Origin of the sequence: Leclercia sp. LSNIH3 (assembly GCF_002935105.1) — a bacterium.
Taxonomy (GTDB): Bacteria; Pseudomonadota; Gammaproteobacteria; order Enterobacterales; family Enterobacteriaceae; genus Enterobacter; species Enterobacter adecarboxylatus.
The window spans coordinates 2,737,788-2,759,620 of sequence record NZ_CP026387.1 but is presented as its reverse complement, the minus strand read 5'-3'; the positions used below and the strand labels follow the sequence as shown (position 1 = coordinate 2,759,620).

The 21,833-nt window shown below is 56.0% G+C and carries 20 protein-coding genes and 1 pseudogene; 9 read left to right on the top strand and 12 right to left on the bottom strand.

Annotated features, from left to right (window positions below):
* Positions 1–5: 5 nt before the first annotated feature.
* Positions 6–1,115, bottom strand: a complete 1,110-nt coding sequence (gene livK, locus C3F35_RS13320) for a high-affinity branched-chain amino acid ABC transporter substrate-binding protein LivK (protein WP_103793264.1) — start codon at positions 1,113–1,115, stop codon at positions 6–8.
* 424 nt (positions 1,116–1,539) lie between these two features.
* On the opposite strand from livK, the gene panM reads away from it, so the two are divergent.
* From panM to C3F35_RS13300, 3 genes are all read left to right on the top strand, one after another.
* Positions 1,540–1,923 carry an aspartate 1-decarboxylase autocleavage activator PanM gene (panM, locus tag C3F35_RS13310; protein WP_032614930.1) on the top strand — a complete coding sequence of 128 codons (384 nt, stop codon included), beginning with the start codon at positions 1,540–1,542 and terminating at the stop codon, positions 1,921–1,923.
* A gap of 88 nt (positions 1,924–2,011) precedes the next feature.
* A complete protein-coding gene (locus C3F35_RS13305; RefSeq protein WP_032614932.1) occupies positions 2,012–2,554 on the top strand; it encodes a LemA family protein in 543 nt (180 codons plus the stop codon).
* Positions 2,555–2,558: 4 nt separating this feature from the next.
* Positions 2,559–4,574: a DUF2207 domain-containing protein gene (locus tag C3F35_RS13300; protein ID WP_032614934.1), complete on the top strand. Its 2,016-nt coding sequence runs from the start codon at positions 2,559–2,561 to the stop codon at positions 4,572–4,574.
* A 36-nt stretch (positions 4,575–4,610) separates the two neighbouring features.
* Here C3F35_RS13300 and C3F35_RS13295 read toward each other — a convergent pair whose 3' ends face one another.
* The 5 genes from C3F35_RS13295 to ftsY form a co-directional block, all read right to left on the bottom strand.
* Entirely contained in the window at positions 4,611–5,711 is a 1,101-nt protein-coding gene (locus C3F35_RS13295; protein WP_077227699.1) for a branched-chain amino acid ABC transporter substrate-binding protein, read from the bottom strand.
* Between the two features lie 298 nt (positions 5,712–6,009).
* Complete coding sequence (gene rpoH / locus C3F35_RS13290; protein WP_032614938.1) at positions 6,010–6,867, bottom strand: RNA polymerase sigma factor RpoH; 858 nt, start codon at positions 6,865–6,867, stop codon at positions 6,010–6,012.
* 254 nt (positions 6,868–7,121) lie between these two features.
* On the bottom strand, positions 7,122–8,180 hold the full coding sequence (ftsX, locus tag C3F35_RS13285) for a permease-like cell division protein FtsX (RefSeq protein WP_059307030.1): 1,059 nt from the start codon (positions 8,178–8,180) through the stop codon (positions 7,122–7,124).
* A complete protein-coding gene (ftsE, locus tag C3F35_RS13280) occupies positions 8,173–8,838 on the bottom strand; it encodes a cell division ATP-binding protein FtsE (protein WP_032614942.1) in 666 nt (221 codons plus the stop codon). The genes ftsX and ftsE overlap by 8 nt, the downstream gene beginning before the upstream one ends.
* Before the next feature lie 2 nt (positions 8,839–8,840).
* Positions 8,841–10,376 carry a signal recognition particle-docking protein FtsY gene (gene ftsY, locus C3F35_RS13275; RefSeq protein WP_103793265.1) on the bottom strand — a complete coding sequence of 512 codons (1,536 nt, stop codon included), beginning with the start codon at positions 10,374–10,376 and terminating at the stop codon, positions 8,841–8,843.
* A 136-nt stretch (positions 10,377–10,512) separates the two neighbouring features.
* Between ftsY and rsmD the strand changes: the two genes are divergently transcribed.
* Both rsmD and C3F35_RS13265 read left to right on the top strand, forming a co-directional pair.
* A complete protein-coding gene (gene rsmD / locus C3F35_RS13270) occupies positions 10,513–11,115 on the top strand; it encodes a 16S rRNA (guanine(966)-N(2))-methyltransferase (protein WP_032614946.1) in 603 nt (200 codons plus the stop codon).
* Positions 11,099–11,380 carry a DUF1145 family protein gene (locus tag C3F35_RS13265; RefSeq protein ID WP_032614948.1) on the top strand — a complete coding sequence of 94 codons (282 nt, stop codon included), beginning with the start codon at positions 11,099–11,101 and terminating at the stop codon, positions 11,378–11,380. The genes rsmD and C3F35_RS13265 overlap by 17 nt, the downstream gene beginning before the upstream one ends.
* A gap of 64 nt (positions 11,381–11,444) precedes the next feature.
* Here C3F35_RS13265 and C3F35_RS13260 read toward each other — a convergent pair whose 3' ends face one another.
* Entirely contained in the window at positions 11,445–11,804 is a 360-nt protein-coding gene (locus tag C3F35_RS13260; protein ID WP_103793266.1) for a DUF2500 domain-containing protein, read from the bottom strand.
* Between the two features lie 128 nt (positions 11,805–11,932).
* Between C3F35_RS13260 and C3F35_RS13255 the strand changes: the two genes are divergently transcribed.
* Complete coding sequence (locus C3F35_RS13255) at positions 11,933–12,559, top strand: lysoplasmalogenase (RefSeq protein ID WP_032614952.1); 627 nt, start codon at positions 11,933–11,935, stop codon at positions 12,557–12,559.
* A gap of 76 nt (positions 12,560–12,635) precedes the next feature.
* The gene (gene zntA, locus C3F35_RS13250) at positions 12,636–14,822 is read left to right on the top strand and encodes a Zn(II)/Cd(II)/Pb(II) translocating P-type ATPase ZntA (RefSeq protein ID WP_103793267.1); all 2,187 of its coding nucleotides are present in this window, start codon (positions 12,636–12,638) and stop codon (positions 14,820–14,822) included.
* Between the two features lie 89 nt (positions 14,823–14,911).
* Here the strand turns inward: zntA and C3F35_RS13245 are convergent, their stop codons facing one another.
* The 4 genes from C3F35_RS13245 to tusA all read right to left on the bottom strand — a co-directional run bounded on the left by C3F35_RS13245 (position 14,912) and on the right by tusA (position 18,263).
* Complete coding sequence (locus C3F35_RS13245) at positions 14,912–16,198, bottom strand: TRAP transporter large permease (RefSeq protein WP_103793268.1); 1,287 nt, start codon at positions 16,196–16,198, stop codon at positions 14,912–14,914.
* A gap of 10 nt (positions 16,199–16,208) precedes the next feature.
* Entirely contained in the window at positions 16,209–16,718 is a 510-nt protein-coding gene (locus C3F35_RS13240) for a TRAP transporter small permease (RefSeq protein ID WP_059307025.1), read from the bottom strand.
* Between the two features lie 12 nt (positions 16,719–16,730).
* A complete protein-coding gene (locus C3F35_RS13235) occupies positions 16,731–17,702 on the bottom strand; it encodes a TRAP transporter substrate-binding protein (protein WP_032614960.1) in 972 nt (323 codons plus the stop codon).
* Positions 17,703–18,020: 318 nt separating this feature from the next.
* Positions 18,021–18,263 (bottom strand): sulfurtransferase TusA, encoded by a 243-nt coding sequence (tusA, locus tag C3F35_RS13230; RefSeq protein ID WP_032614962.1) that lies wholly within the window; start codon positions 18,261–18,263, stop codon positions 18,021–18,023.
* 374 nt (positions 18,264–18,637) lie between these two features.
* Here tusA and C3F35_RS13225 point away from each other — a divergent pair, with 374 nt between their 5' ends.
* Together C3F35_RS13225 and C3F35_RS13220 are read left to right on the top strand one after the other, a co-directional pair.
* On the top strand, positions 18,638–19,303 hold the full coding sequence (locus tag C3F35_RS13225; protein ID WP_032614964.1) for a 7-cyano-7-deazaguanine/7-aminomethyl-7-deazaguanine transporter: 666 nt from the start codon (positions 18,638–18,640) through the stop codon (positions 19,301–19,303).
* Between the two features lie 72 nt (positions 19,304–19,375).
* Positions 19,376–19,933, top strand: coding sequence for a DcrB family lipoprotein (locus tag C3F35_RS13220; protein WP_032614966.1), 558 nt, complete (start codon positions 19,376–19,378; stop codon positions 19,931–19,933).
* Between the two features lie 645 nt (positions 19,934–20,578).
* On the opposite strand, the pseudogene C3F35_RS13215 reads toward C3F35_RS13220, so the two are convergent.
* A pseudogene (locus C3F35_RS13215) lies at positions 20,579–21,821 on the bottom strand (MFS transporter).
* Positions 21,822–21,833: the final 12 nt, after the last annotated feature.

Sequence of the window (21,833 nt, the reverse complement as noted above, 5' to 3'; positions counted from 1 at the left end):
AATGATTATTTGGCGACCGAGGATGAACCGTCGGCGTGCCACTTAAAGACACCAAACTCAAATCCCTTCAGATCGCCTTTCTCGTCCCAGTTCAGCGGCCCAATCACGGTGTTTGCCCCGTGTGCTTTTAAATCTTTAATCAGATCCTGCGGTGCTTTGCTGCCGGTACGATCCATGGCAGTCGCCAGAGATTGTACGGCGGCATAGGTGATCCAGACGTACGGACCGCTCGCGTCTTTCTTCTCCGCTTTCAGGGCGTCGACGATAGCAGCGTTAGCCGGATCCTGGTCATAGCGTTTTGGCATCGTCACCAGCATGCCCTCACCCGCGTCGCCGGCAATGTTCGACAGCGAGGCGTTACCTACCCCTTCCGGCCCCATAAACTGGGTTTTCAGACCGACAGCGCGTGCCTGACGCAGCATCTGGCCCATTTCCGGGTAGTAGCCACCGTAGTAAACGAAGTCGATGTTCTCTTTTTGCAGACGCGCCAGCAGCGCCGAGAAATCTTTCTCGCCTGCAGTGATGCCGTCAAAGAAGACCACGTTCGCGCCGCCTTTTTTCAGGCCATCCTGCACCGAACGGGCCAGCCCTTCGCCGTACTGCTGCTTATCGTGAATGATGGCGATACGCTGCGGCTTGACGCTGTCGATGATGTACTTCGCCGCCGTTGGTCCCTGAGAGGAGTCCAGACCGGCGGTACGCATGATGTACTGATAGCCGCGCTGGGTCAGCTCAGGGTTAGTGGCGCCTGGCGTAATCATCAGGATGCCTTCGTCTTCATAGATATCGGACGCAGGCTGTGTGGAGGAGGAGCAGAGATGGCCAATCACATACTGAATACCATCGTTAACAATTTTGTTGGCGACGGCGACGGCTTGTTTCGGGTCGCAGGCATCGTCATATTCCACGCCGACCAGTTTGTCGCCTTTAATACCGCCTTTGGCGTTGATGTCTTTAATGGCCTGGCGCGCGCCGTTGAACTCCATATCGCCCCACTGGGCAACAGGGCCGGACAGCGCACCAACAATGGCAACTTTAATATCGTCCGCCGCAGCGGTATGTGAGATCGCCAGTGCAACCATCCCCGCGACTAATGTTTTCGCGTTCATTCTCATCCAGGAATCCCCATTCGTGACGTGATGTATATATTTTGTTTTATTATGGTTAAAAAGCATTCTGTACTTTTATTAAACAACGCAACTTTTGCTATTGCCTTTAATGGTTTAGCGCAGTTTTTTACTAAAAACCAGACTAAAATCTCTATATTTCAGGCGATTAAGCAAAGATAATATTCTGAAAACAGACAGAGATAAACAAATAAAAGCGCGAGTTGCAGCATAAAATAACGGTACAAAGCGCCGAATAAAACGCTACCTTTTAGGTTAAAATTCTGGTTATTTTTCGATCCCTGCGTTTTAAGACTACGCAACGTAACGCTAAAAAAGTAATCAGCTAGAGAATGGGTTTAAAAAGTGGAAGCGTCTGACAGAATAAATTGAGTACACTGCCCGCACTCTTTTTGATTTGGACAAGCAGCTAATGAAACTGACCATCCACCGTCTGGAGAACTTTAGCGACCAGGATCACATCGACCTCAACAAGATCTGGCCGGAATATTCCCCCTCCTCACTTACCGTTGATGAAACACACCGTATTTATGCAGCGCGCTTTAACGAACGGCTATTAGGCGCGGTGCGGGTGACGCTGAGCGGTACGCAAGGCGCGCTGGACTCCCTGCGCGTGCGTGAAGTCACCCGCCGTCGCGGCGTGGGGCAGTATTTGATTGAAGAAGTGATACGCGATAACCCGAGCGTAACCTCGTGGTGGATGGCGGATGTCGGCGTGGAAGACCGGGGCGTGATGGCAGCCTTTATGCAGGCGCTGGGGTTTACGGCGCAGGAAAATGGCTGGGTAAAACAGTAATGCGCTAGCCCCCTGAGTTTACGCTACTCATAGCGTGAAGTATGATGCAGGAGTCTCTACAGGATCATGATGATCAGGAATTCAGCATATGGAAATGTATATAGCACTGGCGGCCATTGCCGCCATTCTCATCTGGGCGGTAATCACCTACAACCGCTTTATCTCCCTGCGTCGCTTTAAAGACGAAGCCTGGAGCGGCATTGCCGTTCAGCTCAAGCGCCGTCACGATCTGGCGCCCAACCTGTTAAGCCTGGCGAAACGCTACGCCCTGCACGAAAAATCGTTGCTGGAAGAGATAGCACGTCAGCGTAGCGATCTGACGGGCAATCCCCGTGAGATCGCCGATCGCGAGCGGCACTACGCTGGTATGCTGGGGCGGTTCTTCGCCGTGGCGGAAGCCTGGCCGGAACTGAAAGCCAGCGAAAATTTTATCGCCTTACAACAATCCGTTAGCGAAATAGAAGAGTCGCTCCAGCTGGCCCGCCGCTATTTCAACGGCACGGTGCGTGATTTTAATATCCTGGTGGAATCCTTTCCCAGCCTGCTACTGGCCCGTCTGTTTAATTTCAAAGCGCAAGAGTTCTTCGAACTTGATAATCCGGCAGAAGCCAAAGCGCCACAGATGGAGTGATATTATGTCCGTTCTGCCAGGGTGGAAGGTGCTGATTTCTGGATTGCTGCTGTTTTTTATTGCCGCTCTTGCACCTGATGGGATCGTCAGCGCCTCTCCTGCCGTCCCTCACAACCAGTCCCGTTTAGCGCCAGCTTATGAACATATTCTCTCTTTCCACGCCCGGGCGCGTTTTAACGCGGACGGCAGCATGGAGGTGCAGGAAAATATTGAGGTGCTGGCTCAGGGAAATGAGATCCGTCGCGGGATATTCCGCACGCTGCCGCTTTCCTGGAACCGACAGGACGGCAAAATTTTTCGCGTTGACTACAGGGTTAAATCGGTTTTACGCGATGGTATCAATGAACCCTACAGCATCGATGATGCAGAAAAATCAGTAACCATCCGTATTGGCAGCGGCGAACGGCTCCTGAAACCGGGTATCTATAACTATGAGATCCGCTATCAGGTCAGCAACCATTTCAGCCGCTTCCCGGAATGGGATGAACTGTACTGGAACGTGACGGGCAATGACTGGGCCTGGCCTGTTGACAAGGCCAGCTTTCACCTGGAGTTGCCGGACGGCAGTCATCTGAACGGGGACGGCAGGGACGCCAGGCTACGCTCCATTGACGTCTATACGGGTGTGGCAGGGGCAAAAGAACAGCACGCAGAGATACTGGCTAATGGCGATGTGCAGACCACACGTCCTCTCAGCCGTGGAGAGGGGCTGACCGTCGTCTATACGTGGCCCCGCGATATTCTGGCCAGCGCCCCTAAACCAGAAGCCTCCTTGCCACTGGTACATCTATTATTACCCACGCAGCAAACCAGCCTAATCTGGCTCCCGTTGCTGCTGATCGGTTATTACCTGTTGTGGTGGCGTAAGAACGTGACCGCCGCAGGGCTGACAATGCCACCGGTCGTGCCGCTCTATTCGCTGCCTGCTACCCTGTCGCCGGGCTATCTGCGCTTTATTACCCGGCGTCAATATGATGATGTCGCATTCAGCAGCGATATTCTTCAACTGGTAGCCAGACGGGGCGCAACCCTCACCAGCAGTCAGAACAAACCCGCCGACCCGTGGCATGCAGATAACGGGGCTGAGCAGTGGTTATCCCGATCGTTTGTTGAAGGAAACCCCCGGCTGGATGCCAACGATAAACAGCTACTGAGCATACTGTTTAGCGGTAAACGCAAGACTATTAATCTCAGCCAGGCCCATCAAAAGCTAATGCAAAACGCACTTAAGGAGTTAGAAAAACGGTGTGAGGCGCAGCGACCAGCACTATTTCGAAAATGGTGTAAACCCCTGTGTCATTGCATCGCTATCGCGATGCTGGTGCCGGTGGTATGTGGCGTCTGGTTTGATCCCGAAATAGCGCTGTACACCATTCCATCTCTGTTATTTTTGGCTGTGGGCCTTTCGCTGCTGACGTTTTTGCTGAAATGTTTGCTTAACCCGCTGAAGACCGGCCGCGACTGGTGGCCTAATACAGTGATTTTTGCTCTCTTAGGCTGTCCCGCCAACCTTATAGGAAGTTGGCTTTTTCTGTTCGGTGTCGAACCGGCCATCCGCCATCCTGCCGGCTACTCCGGCGCATTACTGACCGCGATCGTGCTCTGTCTATTCGTTGGCTGGAAAACACCCCGTTATACCCAACGCGGGCTAACGGATTTAGCTGTCGCCAAAGGGCTAAAACGCTATCTGAAAACAGCTGAAAAGCACCGCTTCGAGGTGCTTTATCCCCCTGAGCAGATGATCGCCCATTATGAAAATCTGCTGCCTGCTGCCCTGGCGCTCGACGTAGGTAAAACCTGGGCTAACACCTTTTCCACGTATCTGAGCAAGACCGGGGCCGCGTCAGAGGCCTTTTCCAGCGTCAGTTGGGGGAGCATTCATCATTTCAGCAAGGCATGTTATTCCAGCTCGGCAAATCCTCCCGTTCGCATCTCATTATCCGGTTCTAGCGGTTCTGGCTCTTCTGGTGGAGGATCGTCCGGTGGCGGTTCCGGAGGAGGCGGCGGCGGCGGATGGTAAAACGAAAATGCCCGGCGGTTCGCCGGGCATAATGCGTTATTTAGCGTCGGTCGCCGTGCCGTTAGCATGCCAGTCGAATACGCCGAACTCGAAGCCTTTCAGGTCACCCTTCTCATCCCATGACAGCGGCCCCATCACGGTCTCGACAGAGTTCGCTTTCAGCCAGGTGGCGATTTCAGCCGGTTCAGCTGACTGATTCAGGCCTGCTTGCAGGGTTTGCAGCGCGGCGTAGGTGGTCCACACGAATGCGCCGCTTGGATCTTGTTTCTTGGCTTTGATCGCATCCACGATCGGTTTGTTCGCAGGAACCTGATCGTAGTTCTTCGGTTTGGTCACCAGCAGGCCTTCCGCTGATTCACCGGCAATGTTAGACAGTGACACGTTCGCCACTCCTTCTGGCCCCATGAACTGAGTTTTCAGACCGGCTGCACGCGCCTGACGCAGGAGCTGACCCATCTCCGGGTGGTAGCCGCCGTAGTAGACGAAATCGATATTCTCTTTCTTCAGACGTGCCACCATGGTAGAGAAATCTTTCTCACCGGCGGTGATACCGTCGAAGAACACCACGTTAGCATTGGATTTTTTCAGGTTGTCCTGCACAGAACGCGCCAGACCTTCGCCGTACTGCTGCTTGTCATGAACAATGGCAATACGCTTTGGCTTCACTTTATCAACGATATATTTCGCTGCCGTTGGTCCCTGGTCAGAGTCCAGGCCAGTGGTACGCAACACCATTTTATAACCACGGGCGGTCAGTTCCGGCGCGGTGGCAGCAGGGGTGATCATCAGAATACCTTCGTCTTCGTAGATGTCAGACGCAGGCTGTGTGGAAGAGGAGCACAGGTGGCCGATAACGTATTTGATGCCGTCATTCACGACTTTGTTCGCTACCGCAACCGCTTGTTTCGGGTCGCAGGCATCATCATATTTTACGATTTGCAGCTTTTCGCCTTTGATGCCGCCTTTGGCATTAATATCGGCAACAGCTTGTTCTGCGCCAGTAAACTCCTGGTCGCCGTATTGCGCTACCGGACCGGACATTGCGCCAACCACGGCCACTTTGATGTCAGCCTGAGCCATGGTGCTGAACGCCAACGCGATACATCCTGCCAGTAAGGCTTTGCCCTTCATATTCATCCTGAGAATCCCCATTGTGATGGTTATTGTGTTTGTTGTGATGTTGTTTTATGGCGCTTTATTTCGATTATGCGTCTGCCGTGCGCGCCTTTTCAGCATACTCTGCTAAAACATACCCCATTTTTATCTATTTGGAATAGCTATTTTGAAATGTATATAAGGTATAGGAGGCTTTAACGAGTCAGCGCACAACACAATGGTAAGGGTTTGCCAGGAGGAGGGAATTCGCCATAAAGGGCGCTAAAAAAACAAAACCCCCGGATTCTCATCCAGGGGTTATCGGGTCACTTCGCGAGAATTACGCTTCGATAGCGGCGCGAAGTTTTTTCATGGCGTTTTTCTCAAGCTGACGCACACGTTCAGCGGAGACGCCGTAGCGGTCGGCCAGCTCCTGCAGGGTGGACTTGTTGTCTTCGTCCAGCCAGCGGGCACGGATAATATCCTGGCTACGCTCGTCAAGGCCTTCCATCGCGTAAGTCAGCTTGTTCGCAGCCTGCTCTTCCCAGTTATCGTCTTCAATGCCATCGGCAAAGTTGGACGACTTATCCTGGAGATACAGGACCGGAGCCATCGGCTGGCTGTCTGACGCATCGTCGTCAGAGGACATATCAAAAGTCATGTCCTGCGCGGCCATTCGGGATTCCATCTCGCGCACGTCTTTGCTGGAAACACCCAGTTCGCGGGCAACCATTTCCACTTCGTCCTGGTTAAACCAGCCCAGACGCTGCTTGGTTTTACGCAGGTTAAAGAACAGTTTGCGCTGTGCTTTAGTGGTTGCGACCTTCACGATACGCCAGTTACGCAGCACATATTCGTGGATTTCCGCTTTGATCCAGTGCACGGCGAAGGAGACCAGACGCACACCCACTTCCGGGTTGAAGCGACGCACCGCCTTCATCAGGCCGATGTTGCCTTCCTGAATCAGGTCAGCCTGCGGCAGGCCGTAGCCCGCATAGTTTCGAGCAACGTGAACAACAAAGCGCAGGTGAGACAGGATCAGCGTCTTAGCTGCTTCCAGATCGCCCTGGTAATGCAGCTTCTCAGCAAGCTCCTTTTCTTCCTCAGCCGTCAACATCGGCCAGGTGTTAGCGGCCCGGATGTAAGATTCCAGGTTACCAACAGGGGCTAAAGCTAAAGTTTGCATTTCTTTGGTCATTCATTCCTCTCAATCGATTCTTTCTGGCGGCGGTTTGTCCCCATCAGGCAACGAACATGCCAGAATTAATGAGCAACGAGAATATCATTCACTCTTTTATCAGACAGTGATTTTATCCACAAGTTCCGAGTGAAACTGTGAATAAATTACGCACAAAATGTGACACGGGGATGATTATGCGGGTAAGAGACAACAGGGGACTCTTTCCCTGCATAGCGATTCTCAATGCAGGGAAAGATTATACCAGAGATTTTTTAGTCAGGGGTAAAGTGACGTAAATGTTGCACGGTTGCTAACCATGCTGCAATCCAGCCGATCATGGAGCATACCAGTAGCAATAACAGGCATTCATCAAAGGCTAACCCACTGATATTAAACTTAGTTCCAAAAACCTGCGCTACATCGGTGACCGCTGCGGAAAGACGCATCACCAAAATTTCTGACAATATCAGTGAAAGAAATGCGCCGGAAAAACCGAGCAGTGCGCCGCCATAAAGGAACGGACGCAGGATAAAACCGTCGGTTGCGCCGATCAGCTTCTGCACGTTAATGGTGTCGCGACGGGCAAAGATGCTCAACCGCACGCTGTTGCCGATAACGAGGAACACCGCCGCGACCATCAGCACGCCAATCATCGCCGCCACGCGCCCGACCAGGCCGGTAAGCGCCGTCAGACGGGCAAACCAGCTATCGTCCATGCGCACCTCATCGATCCCGTTGATACGGGAGACGCGATCGCGCAGGGTGTTCAGCGATTCGGTGCCCTGGAAATCCAGTTTCGGGATCACCACCGCCACCGCAGGCAGGGGGTTCTCCTCCAGCATATCCAGCGCGCCGCCAAACCCGGACCAGTTACGGAATTCGCCTAACGCCTCATCCCGCGACAGGTAATTGACCTTCTCAACGCCCTGCTCGGCCTGTAGCTGCCCCACCACCTGCGCCGCCGCGTTATCATCGAGCGCTTTGTCGAGATAGACGGTGATCTGCGGGGATGGATAGTACTGCGACGCCGCCTGGTTAACGTTTTTGTAGACCATGTAACAGACGCTGGGCAGGGTCAGGGAGATGGCAATCACCATCACCGTCAGGAAGGTGGCAAGCGGTTTGCTTTTCAGATCCTGCAGCGCACCCTGGAAGGCGTACCGCACCTGCTCGTTAAACACATTGGTTTTGCGCGAGTTGGGTTTTGGCGCGGATTTGCTGCGCTTCGGCGCATTGCGGTTGCCGTCACCCGGGCCGCCCGCCGATTTACGAAAACGGTCGAGCTTGCTGCCAAACTGCCGCATCTGGTTTATTGCATCACGCTTATTCACCGAAGCCTCCGTGCAAATGACCGTCGCTCAACGTCAGCATGCGGTACGAACGACGGGAGATAAGCCCCATGTCGTGCGTCGCCATCAGTACCGTCACCCCAACGCGGTTAAACTCCTCAAACAGACGCAGGATCCCTTCGGAAAGGGCGTCGTCCAGGTTACCGGTAGGTTCATCCGCCAGCAGCACCGCTGGCTTGTTTACCACCGCGCGGGCAATGCCTACACGCTGCTGTTCACCGCCGGAGAGCTGGATAGGAAAGTTCTTCGCTTTGTCCAGCAGCCCGACCTTATCCAGCGCCGCCGACACGCGACGACGAATATCATCCCCGCTGGCACCCGCAATAATCAGCGGGATTGCCACGTTGTCGAATACCGTGCGGTCCATCAGCAGATGGTGATCCTGGAAAATCATGCCGATCTGCCGACGCAGAAACGGCACTTCGCGGTTTTTAAGACGGCTGATGTCGTGGCCGCTAAACCAGATTTTCCCGGCGCTGGGCCGTTCGATCCCACAGATAAGCTTGAGCAGGGTACTTTTCCCCGCGCCGGAGTGGCCGGTCAGGAATGCCATCTCGCCCGGCTGCAGATGGAAGTTAATCCCCTGCAGCGCTTGTCTCCCACCGAGATAGGCCTTGCTGACGTGTTCAAAGCGAATCATTGTTAATCCTCTCGGGCAAAAAGTGCCTCAATAAAGTCGCCCGATTTAAACGGACGTAAATCTTCGATACGTTCGCCAACACCGATGTAACGAATAGGGATCCCGAACTGATCCGCCACCGAGAAGATTACCCCGCCTTTCGCGGTGCCATCCAGCTTGGTCAGCGTAATGCCGGTCAGCCCTACCGCTTCATGGAACAGCTTCGCCTGACTGATGGCGTTCTGCCCGGTGCTGGCATCAATAGTCAGCATAATTTCATGCGGTGCATCTTCGTCCAGCTTTTTCATCACCCGGACGATCTTCTTCAGCTCTTCCATCAGGTGCGATTTATTCTGCAAACGCCCTGCGGTATCAGCAATCAGCACATCAACGTTACGCGCTTTGGCCGCCTGAATGGCGTCAAAGATCACAGAGGCAGAATCGGCCCCGGTATGCTGGGCAATCACCGGAATATTGTTCCGCTGGCCCCACACCTGCAACTGCTCTACGGCGGCGGCACGGAAGGTATCACCCGCGGCCAGCATCACCGATTTGCCCTGCTGTTCGAACTGACGCGCCAGCTTACCGATGGTGGTGGTTTTACCCACGCCGTTAACGCCAACCATCAGAATAACAAATGGCATTTTGCCTTCAATATTAAGTGGTTCGTCAACTTTTGCGAGAATTTCACCCATCTCTTCTTTCAGCAAACCATACAGCGCCTCGGCGTCGCGCAGCTGTTTACGGCTGGCGCTTTCCGTCAGGCTGGTGATGATTTTGCGGGTGGTTTCCACGCCAACGTCGGCAATCAGCAGCTGTTCTTCCAGCTCTTCAAAGAGATCATCGTCGATTTTCTTGCCGCGGAACAGACTGATAAATCCTGAACCTAGGTTCTCTTTGGTTTTGATCAGGCTGCGTTTCAGGCGCGCGAAGAAACCTTCTTTGGTCGGTTTTTCCTGCTCCTGGACAATCTCTTCGACCGGTTCGTCCTCTTCGGCTACCGGGACGACGACGACCACCTCTTCTGCCGCCGCGGCCGCCAGCGCCTGAGCTTCAAGCTCTTCATCGCTGATGGGTTCTTCAACCTCGGTCTCTGGCAGGTACTCTTCCGGGATCGCTTCCTCAATCTCGTTGAGGATCTCTTCCGGCAGGGGTAACTCTTCGTGTTCAACCGCCTGCGGTGGTTCCACCTCGGCGACCGGCTCAACACTCTCTTCCACTACCGCGGCGACCGGTTCTGGCTCTGGCTCTACGGCCACAGGCTCCGGCTCCACGGCCACAGGCTCCGGCTCCACCAGCTGCGGTTTTTCGCTTTCCTGGACCTGCTCAGTAACCTCAACCACCTCTTCAGCGAAGGCGTCAGTCTCTTCTTTGCTGTGGGCAGGCGTTTCTGCTTCTACGTCAGCGACGGTCTCAACAGGGGTTTCTGGCTGCGGCTGTTCAACAACCGCGGGCTGTTGTTCGGCGATCTGTTGTTCTTCGTTTTGCTGCTCAGTTTCCTGCTCTTTTTGACCAAAGCCCAGCCAGGAAAAGAAGCCACGTTTTTTCTCTTTTGCCATCTGCGACTACACCCCTCGCGGTTAATTACTGGCGCTATATACATGGAAGCTAAAAAAATGATGAAATAGTTTATCACTTAACTTAACGCACATCACCGCCTGCAAACGCAGGCCGTTGGTGTACCCGAGCAAAGATATGAAGAAACCCAACCGTGCCGCAGCGGGCCAGATACGCATTATCGGCGGCCAGTGGCGAGGCCGTAAACTGCCGGTCCCGGATAGCCCCGGCCTGCGCCCCACCACCGACCGCGTGCGCGAAACGCTGTTTAACTGGCTGGCACCTTCAATGGTAGATGCCCGTTGCCTGGACTGCTTCGCCGGAAGCGGCGCGCTTGGGCTTGAAGCCCTGTCGCGCTACGCCGCCAGCGCCACGCTGCTGGAGATGGATCGCAGCGTTTCCCAACAGCTTCAGCAAAACCTGGCCTCGCTGAAAGCGACCAATGCCAAAGTGGTCAATACTAACGCCCTCGCCTTCCTTGCGCAGGCAGGCACGCCGCACGATGTGGTGTTTGTCGATCCGCCGTTCCGTAAAGGGCTGCTTGAAGAGACGCTGACGCTGCTGGAAAACAACGGCTGGCTGGCAGAAGATGCGCTAATCTACGTCGAGAGTGAGGTAGAGAACGGTTTACCGCCGGTGCCCGCCCACTGGGATCTGCACCGGGAAAAAGTGGCCGGACAGGTCGCCTATCGTCTTTATCACCGTCAATCACAAGGAGAGACTGATGCCGGTACTGATTAATCTGGGCCGTTTGCTGATGATCGGGGTCTGGGCATTTTTGCTGCTCAACCTCGTTCACCCCTTCCCGCGGCCGATGAATATCTTCGTCAACGTGGCGCTGATTTTTACCTCGTTTATGCATGCCCTGCAGATGGTAATGCTGAAAAACGGTATGCCAAAAGACGGCCCGAAGATGACCGGCTGGCAGCAGCTGCGGGTATTCATTTTTGGGGTGTTTGAGCTGCTGGTGTGGATGAATAAGTTTAAGGCGCAGGCGAAGAAATAAGCCCTCACCCTAACCCTCTCCCATAGGGAGAGGGAACCGATCGAGCTTCCTCTCCAGGAGAAAATCACGGCGCGATCTTAAATCCCTCAAAATGCGATCCCTTGTAGCTCAACGTTCCTTTATCCCCCACCGTTAGCTGATGGTACTGCTTCTCGTCGAGGCGAAAAGTCATCTCCAGACCGCCGCTTTCCGGCTTAAAGCTCGCTTCATAGCGCATGGCGGTGCCCGCAGGCGTCACCTGCTGCTGTCGTGAACGACGATCGTTGAGCACTTTTTCCCGTTTATTGCTCACCACCACGCGCTTTTGCAGCAGCGGAGCGGCGTCGTTATCCGCCTTTTCCCGGCGCTGTTGCACAAAGCGGAACGAGGCGGCAATCACGATGATTGCCAGCACGATAATAAAAAAAAGCGGCATCTTGCTCATTGAACCATCCTATAAGACCAGGCTGAAATCAGAATAGCGTGCCGCGCTGTGCATTGCTATTGGCCCGTCTGCACCACTACACTGAAGTGAAACTGTTTATTCAACAATAACAGATACAGGGACTTAATATGCTTTGGTCATTTATCGCTGTCTGTTTCTCCGCATGGTTATATGTCGATGCGTCCTACCGTGGTCCAGCCTGGCAGCGCTGGGTGTTTAAACCCGTCACCTTGTTACTGCTCCTGCTGCTGGCCTGGCAGGCGCCAATGTTTAATGCTATCAGCTACCTGGTGCTCGCCGGGCTTTGCGCGTCACTGGCCGGTGATGCCCTGACCCTGCTGCCGCGTCAGCGTCTGCTGTATGCCGTAGGGGCATTTTTCTTATCGCACCTGCTCTATACCATCTACTTCGCCAGCCAGATGACGCTTTCGTTCTTCTGGCCGCTGCCGCTGGCGCTGCTGGTGATTGGTGCGCTGTTGATTGCGGTGATCTGGTCGCGTCTGGAGGAGCTGCGCTGGGCGGTGTGTACCTTTATCGCCATGACGCTGGTGATGGTCTGGCTGGCGGGCGAACTGTGGTTCTTCCGTCCGACGGCACCGGCTCTGTCGGCCTTCATCGGCGCCACGCTGTTGCTGCTGGGCAATATTGTCTGGCTGGGTAGCCACTATCGCCGCCGCTTCCGCGCCGATAACGCCATTGCCGCCGCGTGCTACTTCGCCGGGCACTTCCTGATTGTGCGTTCGCTGTATATTTAAATAGCGCTTGACTCTGGAGTCGACTCCAGAGTGTATGCTTCGGTTAATGAGAAAGTTATCATTACCGGAGAGTGCCATGTCGACTCCAGAAATACCCAAAAAAGTGCCGCAGTTTTCGGCGCTTAAGCTCGCCCCCCTTCCCGCTAAAGAGCCCTGCTGCGCGGCGGATTGCCGCTCTGTACAGGCCGAAACCGTACAGCCCGTCGAGGGCCACCGCCACAGCTGGGTGGTCAACGGCATGGACTGTGCGGCCTGCGCCCGCAAAGTCGAGACTGCCGTCAGGCAGGTGGCGGGCGTTCATCACGTTCAGGTTCTGTTTGCCACCGAAAAACTGCTGGTGAATGCGGACAGCAACGTCAGCGCCCAGGTCGAAGCGGCAGTCGTCAAGGCGGGCTATACGCTGCGCAATGAACATGCTCCGGTCGAAAAAACCTCGCTCCTGCGCGACAACCTGCCGCTCATCACTCTTGTTCTGTTGATGGGCGTAAGCTGGATCCTGACCCAGTTCAACCCTCCGCTCGGTAACCTTGCCTTTATCGCCACCACCCTGGTGGGGCTATGGCCGGTGGCCCGTCAGGCGCTGCGCCTGATGAAAAGCGGCAGCTGGTTCGCCATTGAAACGCTGATGAGCGTGGCCGCCATCGGGGCGCTGTTTATCGGTGCCACGGCAGAAGCGGCGATGGTTCTGCTGCTGTTTTTAATTGGCGAACAGCTCGAGGGCTGGGCGGCAAGCCGGGCGCGTAAAGGCGTCAGCGCGCTGATGGCGCTAAAGCCCGAAACCGCCATTCAGGTGATACAGGGCGAGCGCAAAACCGTACCCATCGCCGCGCTGCGCCCGGGGGATGTGATTGAGGTTGCCGCCGGGGGACGCCTGCCCGCCGACGGGACGCTGCTCACTGCCACCGCCAGCTTTGATGAAAGCGCCCTGACCGGGGAATCTATTCCGGTCGATCGCGCGGCAGGTGAAAAAGTCCCTGCCGGGGCCACCAGCGTGGATCGTCTGGTGCAGCTGACCGTGCTGTCGGAACCGGGCGACAGCGCTATCGACCGGATCCTGAAGCTGATTGAAGAGGCAGAAGAGCGCCGCGCCCCGGTGGAGCGCTTTATCGACCGCTTCAGCCGCATCTATACCCCGGCAATTATGCTGGTTGCGCTGCTGGTGGCCGTGGTGCCGCCGCTGCTGTTCAGCGCGCCGTGGTCGGGCTGGATCTACAAAGGGCTGACCCTGCTGCTGATTGGTTGTCCGTGCGCACTGGTGATCTCCACCCCGGCGGCTATTACCTCCGGGCTGGCGGCGGCAGCCCGGCGGGGTGCGCTGATCAAAGGCGGCGCGGCGCTTGAGCAACTGGCGCAGGTGCAGCATGTGGCGTTCGACAAAACCGGCACCCTGACGGTCGGCAAGCCGCAGGTAACGGGTATTTTTCCATACCAGATCCACGAGCAGGACCTGCTCGCGCTGGCCGCCGCGGTTGAACAAGGCTCCACTCACCCACTGGCCCAGGCGATTGTGCGTGAAGCGCAGTCCCGCGGGCTGACGGTTCCGGCAGCTACCGCACAGCGGGCGCTGATGGGGTCGGGGATTGAAGCCGAGGTTGCAGGCAGCAAAGTGCTCATTTGCGCTGCGGATAAATTCCCTGCCCCGCATTTTGCGGCGCAACTCGCTACCCTGGAGCAGGCCGGGCAGACGGTGGTGATGGTTGTTCAGGATGGCGAGGCAAAAGGCCTGGTTGCGCTGCGTGATACCCTGCGGGACGACGCGAAAGAGGCTGTGCAGGCTCTGCATCAGCTCGGGGTCCAGGGGGTGATCCTGACCGGCGATAACCCGCGCGCGGCCGCCGCCATTGCCGATGAGCTGGCGCTGGATTTCCGGGCGGGGCTGCTGCCTGCCGATAAAGTGCAGGCGGTGTCAGCATTAAATGCGGAAACGCCGCTGGCGATGGTGGGAGACGGGATTAATGACGCCCCGGCAATGAAAGCGGCCACGATCGGTATCGCGATGGGCAGCGGCACCGACGTGGCACTCGAAACCGCCGATGCCGCACTTACCCACAACCGTCTGACCGGGCTGGCGCAGATGATAAGCCTCGCCCGCGCCACCCGGGCCAATATCCGGCAGAACATCGCCATTGCGCTGGGGTTGAAAGGGATTTTCCTGGTGACCACCCTGCTGGGTATGACGGGATTATGGCTGGCGGTGCTGGCGGATACCGGTGCGACGGTATTAGTGACGGCGAACGCGCTCAGGTTGTTACGTCGAAAATAAAAGCAAAACGGCAACCTGGTTGCCGTTTTTAGTGTTTGCACCCTCTCCCTGTGGGAGAGGGACGGGGTGAGGGCATCAGGCCGCACACATCACTGCATCCCTAACATTCGCGGCAACCATAGCGATATCGCCGGAATGTACGTCACCATCCCTAACACCACCAGCAGCATGCCGTAGAACGGCAGCATCTCCCGCACCACTGCCTCAATCTTCTGCTTGCTCACCGCACTGGCAACAAACAGCACCGATCCTACCGGCGGGGTAATCAGCCCGATCCCGAGGTTCACCATCATGATCATCCCGAAATGCACCGGATCGATACCCAGCGAATTGGTCACCGGCAGCAGCACCGGCGTCAGGATCAGGATGATCGGCGCCATGTCCATCAGGGTGCCAATCAGCAGCAGCATGATGTTGAGGTACATCAGAATGACGTACTTGTTGTCCGACAGCGAAGTGAAGAACTCAGTGATACGCATCGGCAGCTGCATGTAGGTCATCACCGCGCCAAATGCCGCTGCGAAGCCGATCAGAATCATCACGATGGTCACCGTCTTCACCGTGCGACACATCAGCTTCGGCAGTTCATTCCACTTGTAGTCGCGATAGATAAACATGGTGACAAAGAACGCCCACAGGCAGGCGACCGCGGCGGATTCCGTTGCGGTAAAGATCCCCGACAAAATGCCGCCAAGAATGATCACCACCGTCATCAGCCCCCACAGGGCATCGAAGAAGATCTTCAGCGCCTGTTTAAAAGGCACTCTTTCACCTTTTGGATACCCCCGCTTGCGCGCAAAGCACAGGCACAGCACCATCAGACTTAACCCAAGGATCAATCCCGGCAGCACACCCGCGATAAACAGCGTGGCAATCGACACCGTACCACCTGCCGCCAGGGAGTAGATCACCGAGTTATGGCTGGGCGGGATCAGAATCGCCTGCACCGAGCCGCTGGCGGTCACTGCCGCCGCGTATTCGCGCGGATAGCCCTTCTTCTCCATCTCCGGGATCATTACGGTCCCGATGGAAGCAGTATCCGCCACCGACGAGCCAGAAATGGCACCGAAAAAGGTCGAGGCGACGATATTCACCAGCGACAGTCCGCCGCGAATAAAGCCGACAAAGATATAGGCGAAGTTCACCAGCCGACGGGCAATTCCCCCCTCTGCCATGATCGCCCCTGCCAGGATAAAGAACGGGATCGCCAGTAGGGTAAATTTATTCACCCCGCTGGTAATTTGGATCATCAGCGCCTCCAGCGGCAGGTCAATCCATAGCGCCCCGGCCACCGCACTTAACCCGACGGCAAAGGCCACCGGCATCCCCAGCGCCAGTAGAATGGCGAGGGTGAATAACAAAACAAATGCATCCATTGTTCACCCCTTAACTGTGGTTGCCGATCAGCACGACCGGGCGATGTTCCTGAGAGCCAAACATCAGACGCTCAAGCACAAACAGGATTAACACCGCCGATCCGATCGGCAGCGGCAGATAACTTTCGCCGGAGGTCAGGATCGGGAACTCCGCCACCGGCTGCTCCCAGAGCTCAATGCACAGCAGGTAGCTGTACCAGAACATGATGCCCGAGATCGCCAGCATGAGCAGATCCACCATGCGCGCGCAGAACGTTTTCAGTGAGGCCGGCAATCTGTCAGTGAGCATATTCACCGCAATATGCGAGCCGGCGCGGTAGCTCACCGCCGCGCCGATAAAGGTAAAAGTCACCATGCAGATAATGGCAATCGGCTCCGGCCACGACTCACCGCGGTTAAGTACGTAGCGCGAAAAGATGCCAATCGGGATCACAATGGTCATCACCAGCAGCGACAGCCCGGCAATGGCCATCGCCAGCAGGTAGAGACGGTCCATCCACTTTAGATAAAGTTCGGACATAGAAACTCCGGGTTACTTAACGTCAGCGATGGCTTTCATCAGATCCTGATGCTTGTCGCCATACTGGGCACGCACCGGCTCTGTTGCTTTGATAAAGACCGCCTTGTCGATGTCGTGGAACTGCACGCCGCCGGCCTTCATTTTTTCCAGCGCCTGACTGTTATATTCCTGCCACAGTTTGCGCTGCTCCATCTGTGCTTCACGGGCCAGGGTCTTAATCTTTTCCTGCTCGTCGGCGCTCAGCTTGTCCCATTTCACTTTGGAGTAGAGCAGCATTTCCGGGGTGATAAAGTGGCCGCTCAGGGTGTAGTTTTTGGCGACCGGCATGTAGTTGTGGGCGATGAAGGTTGGCGGGTTGTTCTCGGCCCCGTCGATAACGCCGGTCTGCATGCCGCTGTACACTTCACTCACTCCCATTGCCACTGAGTTGGCTCCCATATCTTTCAGCGTGGCCAGCGCTACCGGGCTGCCCTGGACGCGGATTTTCATCCCTTTCAGATCTTCCGGTTTCACCACGGGGTTTTTGGTGATCAGATTACGGGTGCCGGAGTCCATCCAGCCGAGGAACACCAGCCGTGATTTCGGGTTGGCGGTGAGCTTCTCACCGATGGATTTACCGATATCGCCGTCGATCACTTTGTGCATGTGGTCTTCATCGCGGAAAACGTAGGGCAGCGTAAAGACTTCGATATCCGGCAGGATCGCCGCTACCGGGGCCATGGAGACGCGAATCATGTCGATGGCGCCCATCTGCGCCTGCTCAATCATCTGCTTTTCATCACCCAGCACGCCGCCGGGGAAGACTTTGATCTCCAGCTTGCCGTCGGTTTGTTGTTTGAGTTTTTCACCCATATGCTGCACCGCCACCACGTTCGGGTAGCCTTCAGGATGGACATCGGCGGCTTTAATGGTTTGCGCCGACACAGAGGCAGCAAAAGCAGACAGGCACAGAGCGGCCAGCAACGGCTTGAGGGTCGTTTTCATCGAGTCAACTCCAGGGTAGTGAGGTAAGTATCGGAACGTTGTTTTATTTTTGAACGTCTAAAAACTAGCCTATGGCCTGGAAAGTGAGGGTGAAGCGCCTCACAAAAAGCGCTAAATATTGAAATGGCGGTTCAAATTGGTGATGAAGGTCAAACGAAATGGCAACCCCAGGCTCGCGCAAGCATCAACATGCCGGGTGGCAGCTTCGCCAGGGTCAATGCAAAACGGCAACCTCAGGTTGCCGTTTCAGGATTTGCGCCCTCTCCCTGAAGGAGAGCGTTGGGATGAGGGCATCAGGTCGCACACCGCCCGGCAGGTTTAGCCCTTGCGTAACAGGTAACGGTACGGCAGCGCCCCGGTATCCTGCGCCAGCAGTTCATGTTCCATGAAGGTACAAAAACCGGGGATATCGCGGGTGGTCGCCGGATCGTCAGCAATGATCAGCAGGGTTTCGCCGGATTGCATATTGCGCACGGTTTTGCGCACCATCATGACGGGTTCCGGGCAGCGCAAACCCTGAGCATCAAGGGTGTGGTCCGGGTGGGTAAACAGATCGGTCATCGTGGTCTCGTCCAGATAAAAACGGCAGTAGTTTACGCCGCGTACAGAGCAAAGCAAACCAGGTTAACGATTGCGTGAAAATTAGCCATTGCAAAGCGGAGTGAAAGCAGTATCATGCGGCGGTTTTCCGACCCAGGCCCATCAACCGCTATTGTTGAAGCCAGTCAGGAGACGGACAGCGCACAGAAACCGAAGCGTACAGAGAGTACGTAAGGATTTACTCGCTTCGCTCGCCCTTTGGGCCGCTACAAGCGACGTTCAAAACGCCAACGCGTTTTGATGAGCACTGCCCGGATTCAGAATGGTGAATAAAATAGCCTGATAAGCCAGGTTCATATTGGGTTCCCTCACCCCAACGTTAAAAAGGTCACAATATGACGCAGTTCTCTCAATCGCAGCGCGTAAAAGCGTTGTTCTGGCTTTCCCTTTTTCATCTGCTGGTGATCACCTCCAGTAACTATCTGGTGCAGCTGCCAATCTCCATTTTTGGTTTTCATACCACCTGGGGCGCGTTCAGTTTCCCGTTTATCTTCCTTGCGACCGATCTCACCGTACGTATCTTTGGTGCCCCGCTGGCCCGACGCATTATTTTTGCCGTCATGCTCCCGGCGCTGTTTATTTCGTACGTGATCTCCTCCCTGTTCTATATGGGCAGCTGGCAGGGCTTTGAGGCGCTGACGCACTTCAACCTGTTCGTTGCGCGTATCGCTGCCGCCAGCTTTATGGCCTATGCGCTGGGGCAGATCCTCGATGTGCATGTGTTTAACCGTCTGCGGCAGAACCATCGCTGGTGGATGGCACCGACCGCCTCCACGCTGTTTGGCAACGTCAGCGATACCCTGGCCTTTTTCTTTATCGCTTTCTGGCGCAGCCCGGATGCCTTTATGGCGCAACACTGGATGGAAATCGCGCTCGTGGACTATGCCTTTAAGGTGCTTATCAGCCTGGTCTTCTTCCTGCCGATGTACGGCGTACTGCTGAATATGTTGCTGAAAAGATTCGCGGATAAATCTGAAATCTCAGCATTACAGGCTGGTTAAAGGTTCCCTTTAACAGTTGTGATAAGATGGATTGATGCGCCGTTATGGCCGTTTATCGAAAGGAAGAATTCAATGCGCAATCTGGTTAAATATGTCGGGATTGGCCTGCTGGTGATGGGGCTGGCAGCCTGTGATAACAGCGACACTAAAACGCCTGCTCAGGCTGCGTCTGCTGAAAGCAACGCGACGGGTCAACCGGTCAGCCTGATGGATGGCAAACTCAGCTTCTCTCTGCCGGCGGACATGACCGATCAGAGCGGCAAGCTGGGCACCCAGGCGAACAATATGCACGTCTATTCCGATGCCACCGGACAGAAAGCGGTGATTGTGATTGTCGGTGACGACACCAATGAAGATCTGGGTGTGCTGGCGAAACGTCTGGAAGATCAGCAGCGCAGCCGCGACCCGCAGTTGCAGGTAGTGACCAACAAAGCCATCGAGCTGAAAGACCACAAACTGCAGCAGCTGGACAGCATTATCTCTGCCAAAGGCCAGACCGCTTACTCTTCCGTTGTGCTGGGCAAAGTGGACAACAAGCTGCTGACCCTGCAGATCACGCTGCCTGCTGACGATCAGCAGAAAGCGCAAACTGCCGCAGAGAACATCATTAACACGCTCGTGATTCAGTAATCTGTCACGATGAAATGGCCTCCTCTGGAGTAATGCCAGTCAGTGAAACGACTCGGTATTTCTAAGGGACTGAAGTGGAAGGGTTCCGTTCACTAAAGCACCTCTGCTTTATGCCCCCTCCGCTGCGGTGAACGTGCCAGGGGGGCTCGCCGCCTCCCCCCTGGCTACCCCGGCTCCCGGCAAAGAAAATCGCCGCTTCGCGGTGCACTCAGCTTATTCCTTCAGGCTTTCGGGTCGGGCACCAGCCTGCATCCATGCAGGCTATGCCCTCTCGGCGCGTCCCTGCGCCTCGCCCCGGCCTTACGGAAACGCTTCGTCGATTTTCAGCCGGATTCACGCTCCCTCACGCTTCTCAGTCGTTTGAAAGGGGCACGGGTGTTGAGTCCCCGCTGAAACCGGCGAACCGGAGACCGGATGACAAGGGCTGGACGCCAGGGATGGCGGCCAGAGGCGAATCGAGACAGGATGTCGAGTTGAGCCGACCGCAGGCAGCCGGTCGGGAGGGGAGCGCAGTGCGAAGCACCGGTTTCATTGCGGGGCCGCGGGGATTGACAAGGGGGGCCCGGCGGCCCCCCTTGTCACGTTCACGGGTTGTGTAATGCCATGTTCTGCTGAACATGAGGTGAACGGAACAATCCGCCGGGCTTAACTGACTGGCATTACCTCCTCTGGAGGCCTTTTTTTTAGCCGCCACGTCAGCAGTAACGCCACCGCCACCAGCCCCGCAGCCGCCAGATAAATAACCGGCACCCCGGCCCACGCCATCACCAGCCCGGCCAGCGGCCCGGTGATCCCCAGTGACATATCCATAAATACCGTATAGGTCGCCAGCGCTGCACCCTGATTCTGCTGCGGCACCGCTTTCACCGCCACGACGCCCAGCGCCGGGAAGACCAGCGAGAACCCAGCCCCCGCGAGGAAGACCCCAATCCGCGCTACCCAGGGCGCATCGGCGATGCCGGTCAGCAGCAGGCCGATAATCTCCACGCCAAAGCAGATCATGGCCACGTTCAGCCCGCCCAACCGGTTAATGCCATTCGGGAACAGTAGTCGCGTTCCGACGAAGGCACAGCTGAACAAGGTCAACGCGAAGGCCGCGCCGTCCCAGCCCTTATCGGCATAAAACAACGTAATGAAGGTGGCGATCACCCCAAAGCCTGCCGAGCCGAGGGCCAGCGCCATACCGTAAGGCCAGACGCGCCCCAGCACCGCACGAAACGGCATCGGTTTGCCTTTGCTGGCTTTAACTTTCGGTCGCGGCAGAGCAAATAAAATCGCCAGCAGCGCCACCGCCATAATGGTCAGCGCCAGCCCGCTCAGGCCGGTGTAGCGGTAGCAGAGCACGCCGAGGGGAGCACCCATCGCCATCGCGCCGTAAGTGACAATCCCGTTCCAGGAGATCACCCGCCCGATATGCGACGCCCCCACGACCCCCACGCCCCACAGCGTGGAACCTGTTCCGGCGAGGCTTTGCCCGACGCCGAGGATCACCCGCCCAAAACAGAGCAGCGCCAGGCTCACTATCGGCCAGGCGCTGGTTAACCCGGCCAGGAAATAGCTCACTCCACTCAGGAAGCAGCCGCACAGCCCCAGCACCACAATGCTTTTCGGGCCAAACAGGTCGGCATAGCGCCCGGCATAGGGGCGGCTTAACAGCGTGGCGAAGTATTGCAAGCTGATCACCAGACCGGCCCAGAAGGCGCTAAATCCCATGACGTCATGGACATAGCCCGGCAGCACGGCCAGCGGCAGGCCGATGGTCAGGTAGCTGGCAAAGTTGAAAATAACGACGGAAACAATACGCAGGTTGAGGCGTAATCCACTCAGTGCCGGTTCGGCGGCAGGTTCGGGCATCAGGTTCACCAGAATTTTTACAACAGTGTTTCACTATTACCATGAC

Excerpts from the sequence above, each read along its gene's own strand:
- C3F35_RS13220 (WP_032614966.1), top strand. The coding sequence starts at position 19,376 with ATGCGCAATCTGGTTAAATATGTCGGGATTGGCCTGCTGGTGATGGGG.
- tusA (WP_032614962.1), bottom strand. The coding sequence starts at position 18,263 with ATGACCGATCTGTTTACCCACCCGGACCACACCCTTGATGCTCAGGGT.
- C3F35_RS13240 (WP_059307025.1), bottom strand. The coding sequence starts at position 16,718 with ATGTCCGAACTTTATCTAAAGTGGATGGACCGTCTCTACCTGCTGGCG.
- C3F35_RS13235 (WP_032614960.1), bottom strand. The coding sequence starts at position 17,702 with ATGAAAACGACCCTCAAGCCGTTGCTGGCCGCTCTGTGCCTGTCTGCT.
- rsmD (WP_032614946.1), top strand. The coding sequence starts at position 10,513 with ATGAAGAAACCCAACCGTGCCGCAGCGGGCCAGATACGCATTATCGGC.
- livK (WP_103793264.1), bottom strand. The coding sequence starts at position 1,115 with ATGAGAATGAACGCGAAAACATTAGTCGCGGGGATGGTTGCACTGGCG.
- C3F35_RS13300 (WP_032614934.1), top strand. The coding sequence starts at position 2,559 with ATGTCCGTTCTGCCAGGGTGGAAGGTGCTGATTTCTGGATTGCTGCTG.
- C3F35_RS13255 (WP_032614952.1), top strand. The coding sequence starts at position 11,933 with ATGCTTTGGTCATTTATCGCTGTCTGTTTCTCCGCATGGTTATATGTC.
- C3F35_RS13305 (WP_032614932.1), top strand. The coding sequence starts at position 2,012 with ATGGAAATGTATATAGCACTGGCGGCCATTGCCGCCATTCTCATCTGG.
- C3F35_RS13245 (WP_103793268.1), bottom strand. The coding sequence starts at position 16,198 with ATGGATGCATTTGTTTTGTTATTCACCCTCGCCATTCTACTGGCGCTG.
- C3F35_RS13295 (WP_077227699.1), bottom strand. The coding sequence starts at position 5,711 with ATGAATATGAAGGGCAAAGCCTTACTGGCAGGATGTATCGCGTTGGCG.
- rpoH (WP_032614938.1), bottom strand. The coding sequence starts at position 6,867 with ATGACCAAAGAAATGCAAACTTTAGCTTTAGCCCCTGTTGGTAACCTG.
- zntA (WP_103793267.1), top strand. The coding sequence starts at position 12,636 with ATGTCGACTCCAGAAATACCCAAAAAAGTGCCGCAGTTTTCGGCGCTT.
- ftsE (WP_032614942.1), bottom strand. The coding sequence starts at position 8,838 with ATGATTCGCTTTGAACACGTCAGCAAGGCCTATCTCGGTGGGAGACAA.
- panM (WP_032614930.1), top strand. The coding sequence starts at position 1,540 with ATGAAACTGACCATCCACCGTCTGGAGAACTTTAGCGACCAGGATCAC.
- C3F35_RS13260 (WP_103793266.1), bottom strand. The coding sequence starts at position 11,804 with ATGAGCAAGATGCCGCTTTTTTTTATTATCGTGCTGGCAATCATCGTG.
- C3F35_RS13225 (WP_032614964.1), top strand. The coding sequence starts at position 18,638 with ATGACGCAGTTCTCTCAATCGCAGCGCGTAAAAGCGTTGTTCTGGCTT.
- ftsY (WP_103793265.1), bottom strand. The coding sequence starts at position 10,376 with ATGGCAAAAGAGAAAAAACGTGGCTTCTTTTCCTGGCTGGGCTTTGGT.
- C3F35_RS13265 (WP_032614948.1), top strand. The coding sequence starts at position 11,099 with ATGCCGGTACTGATTAATCTGGGCCGTTTGCTGATGATCGGGGTCTGG.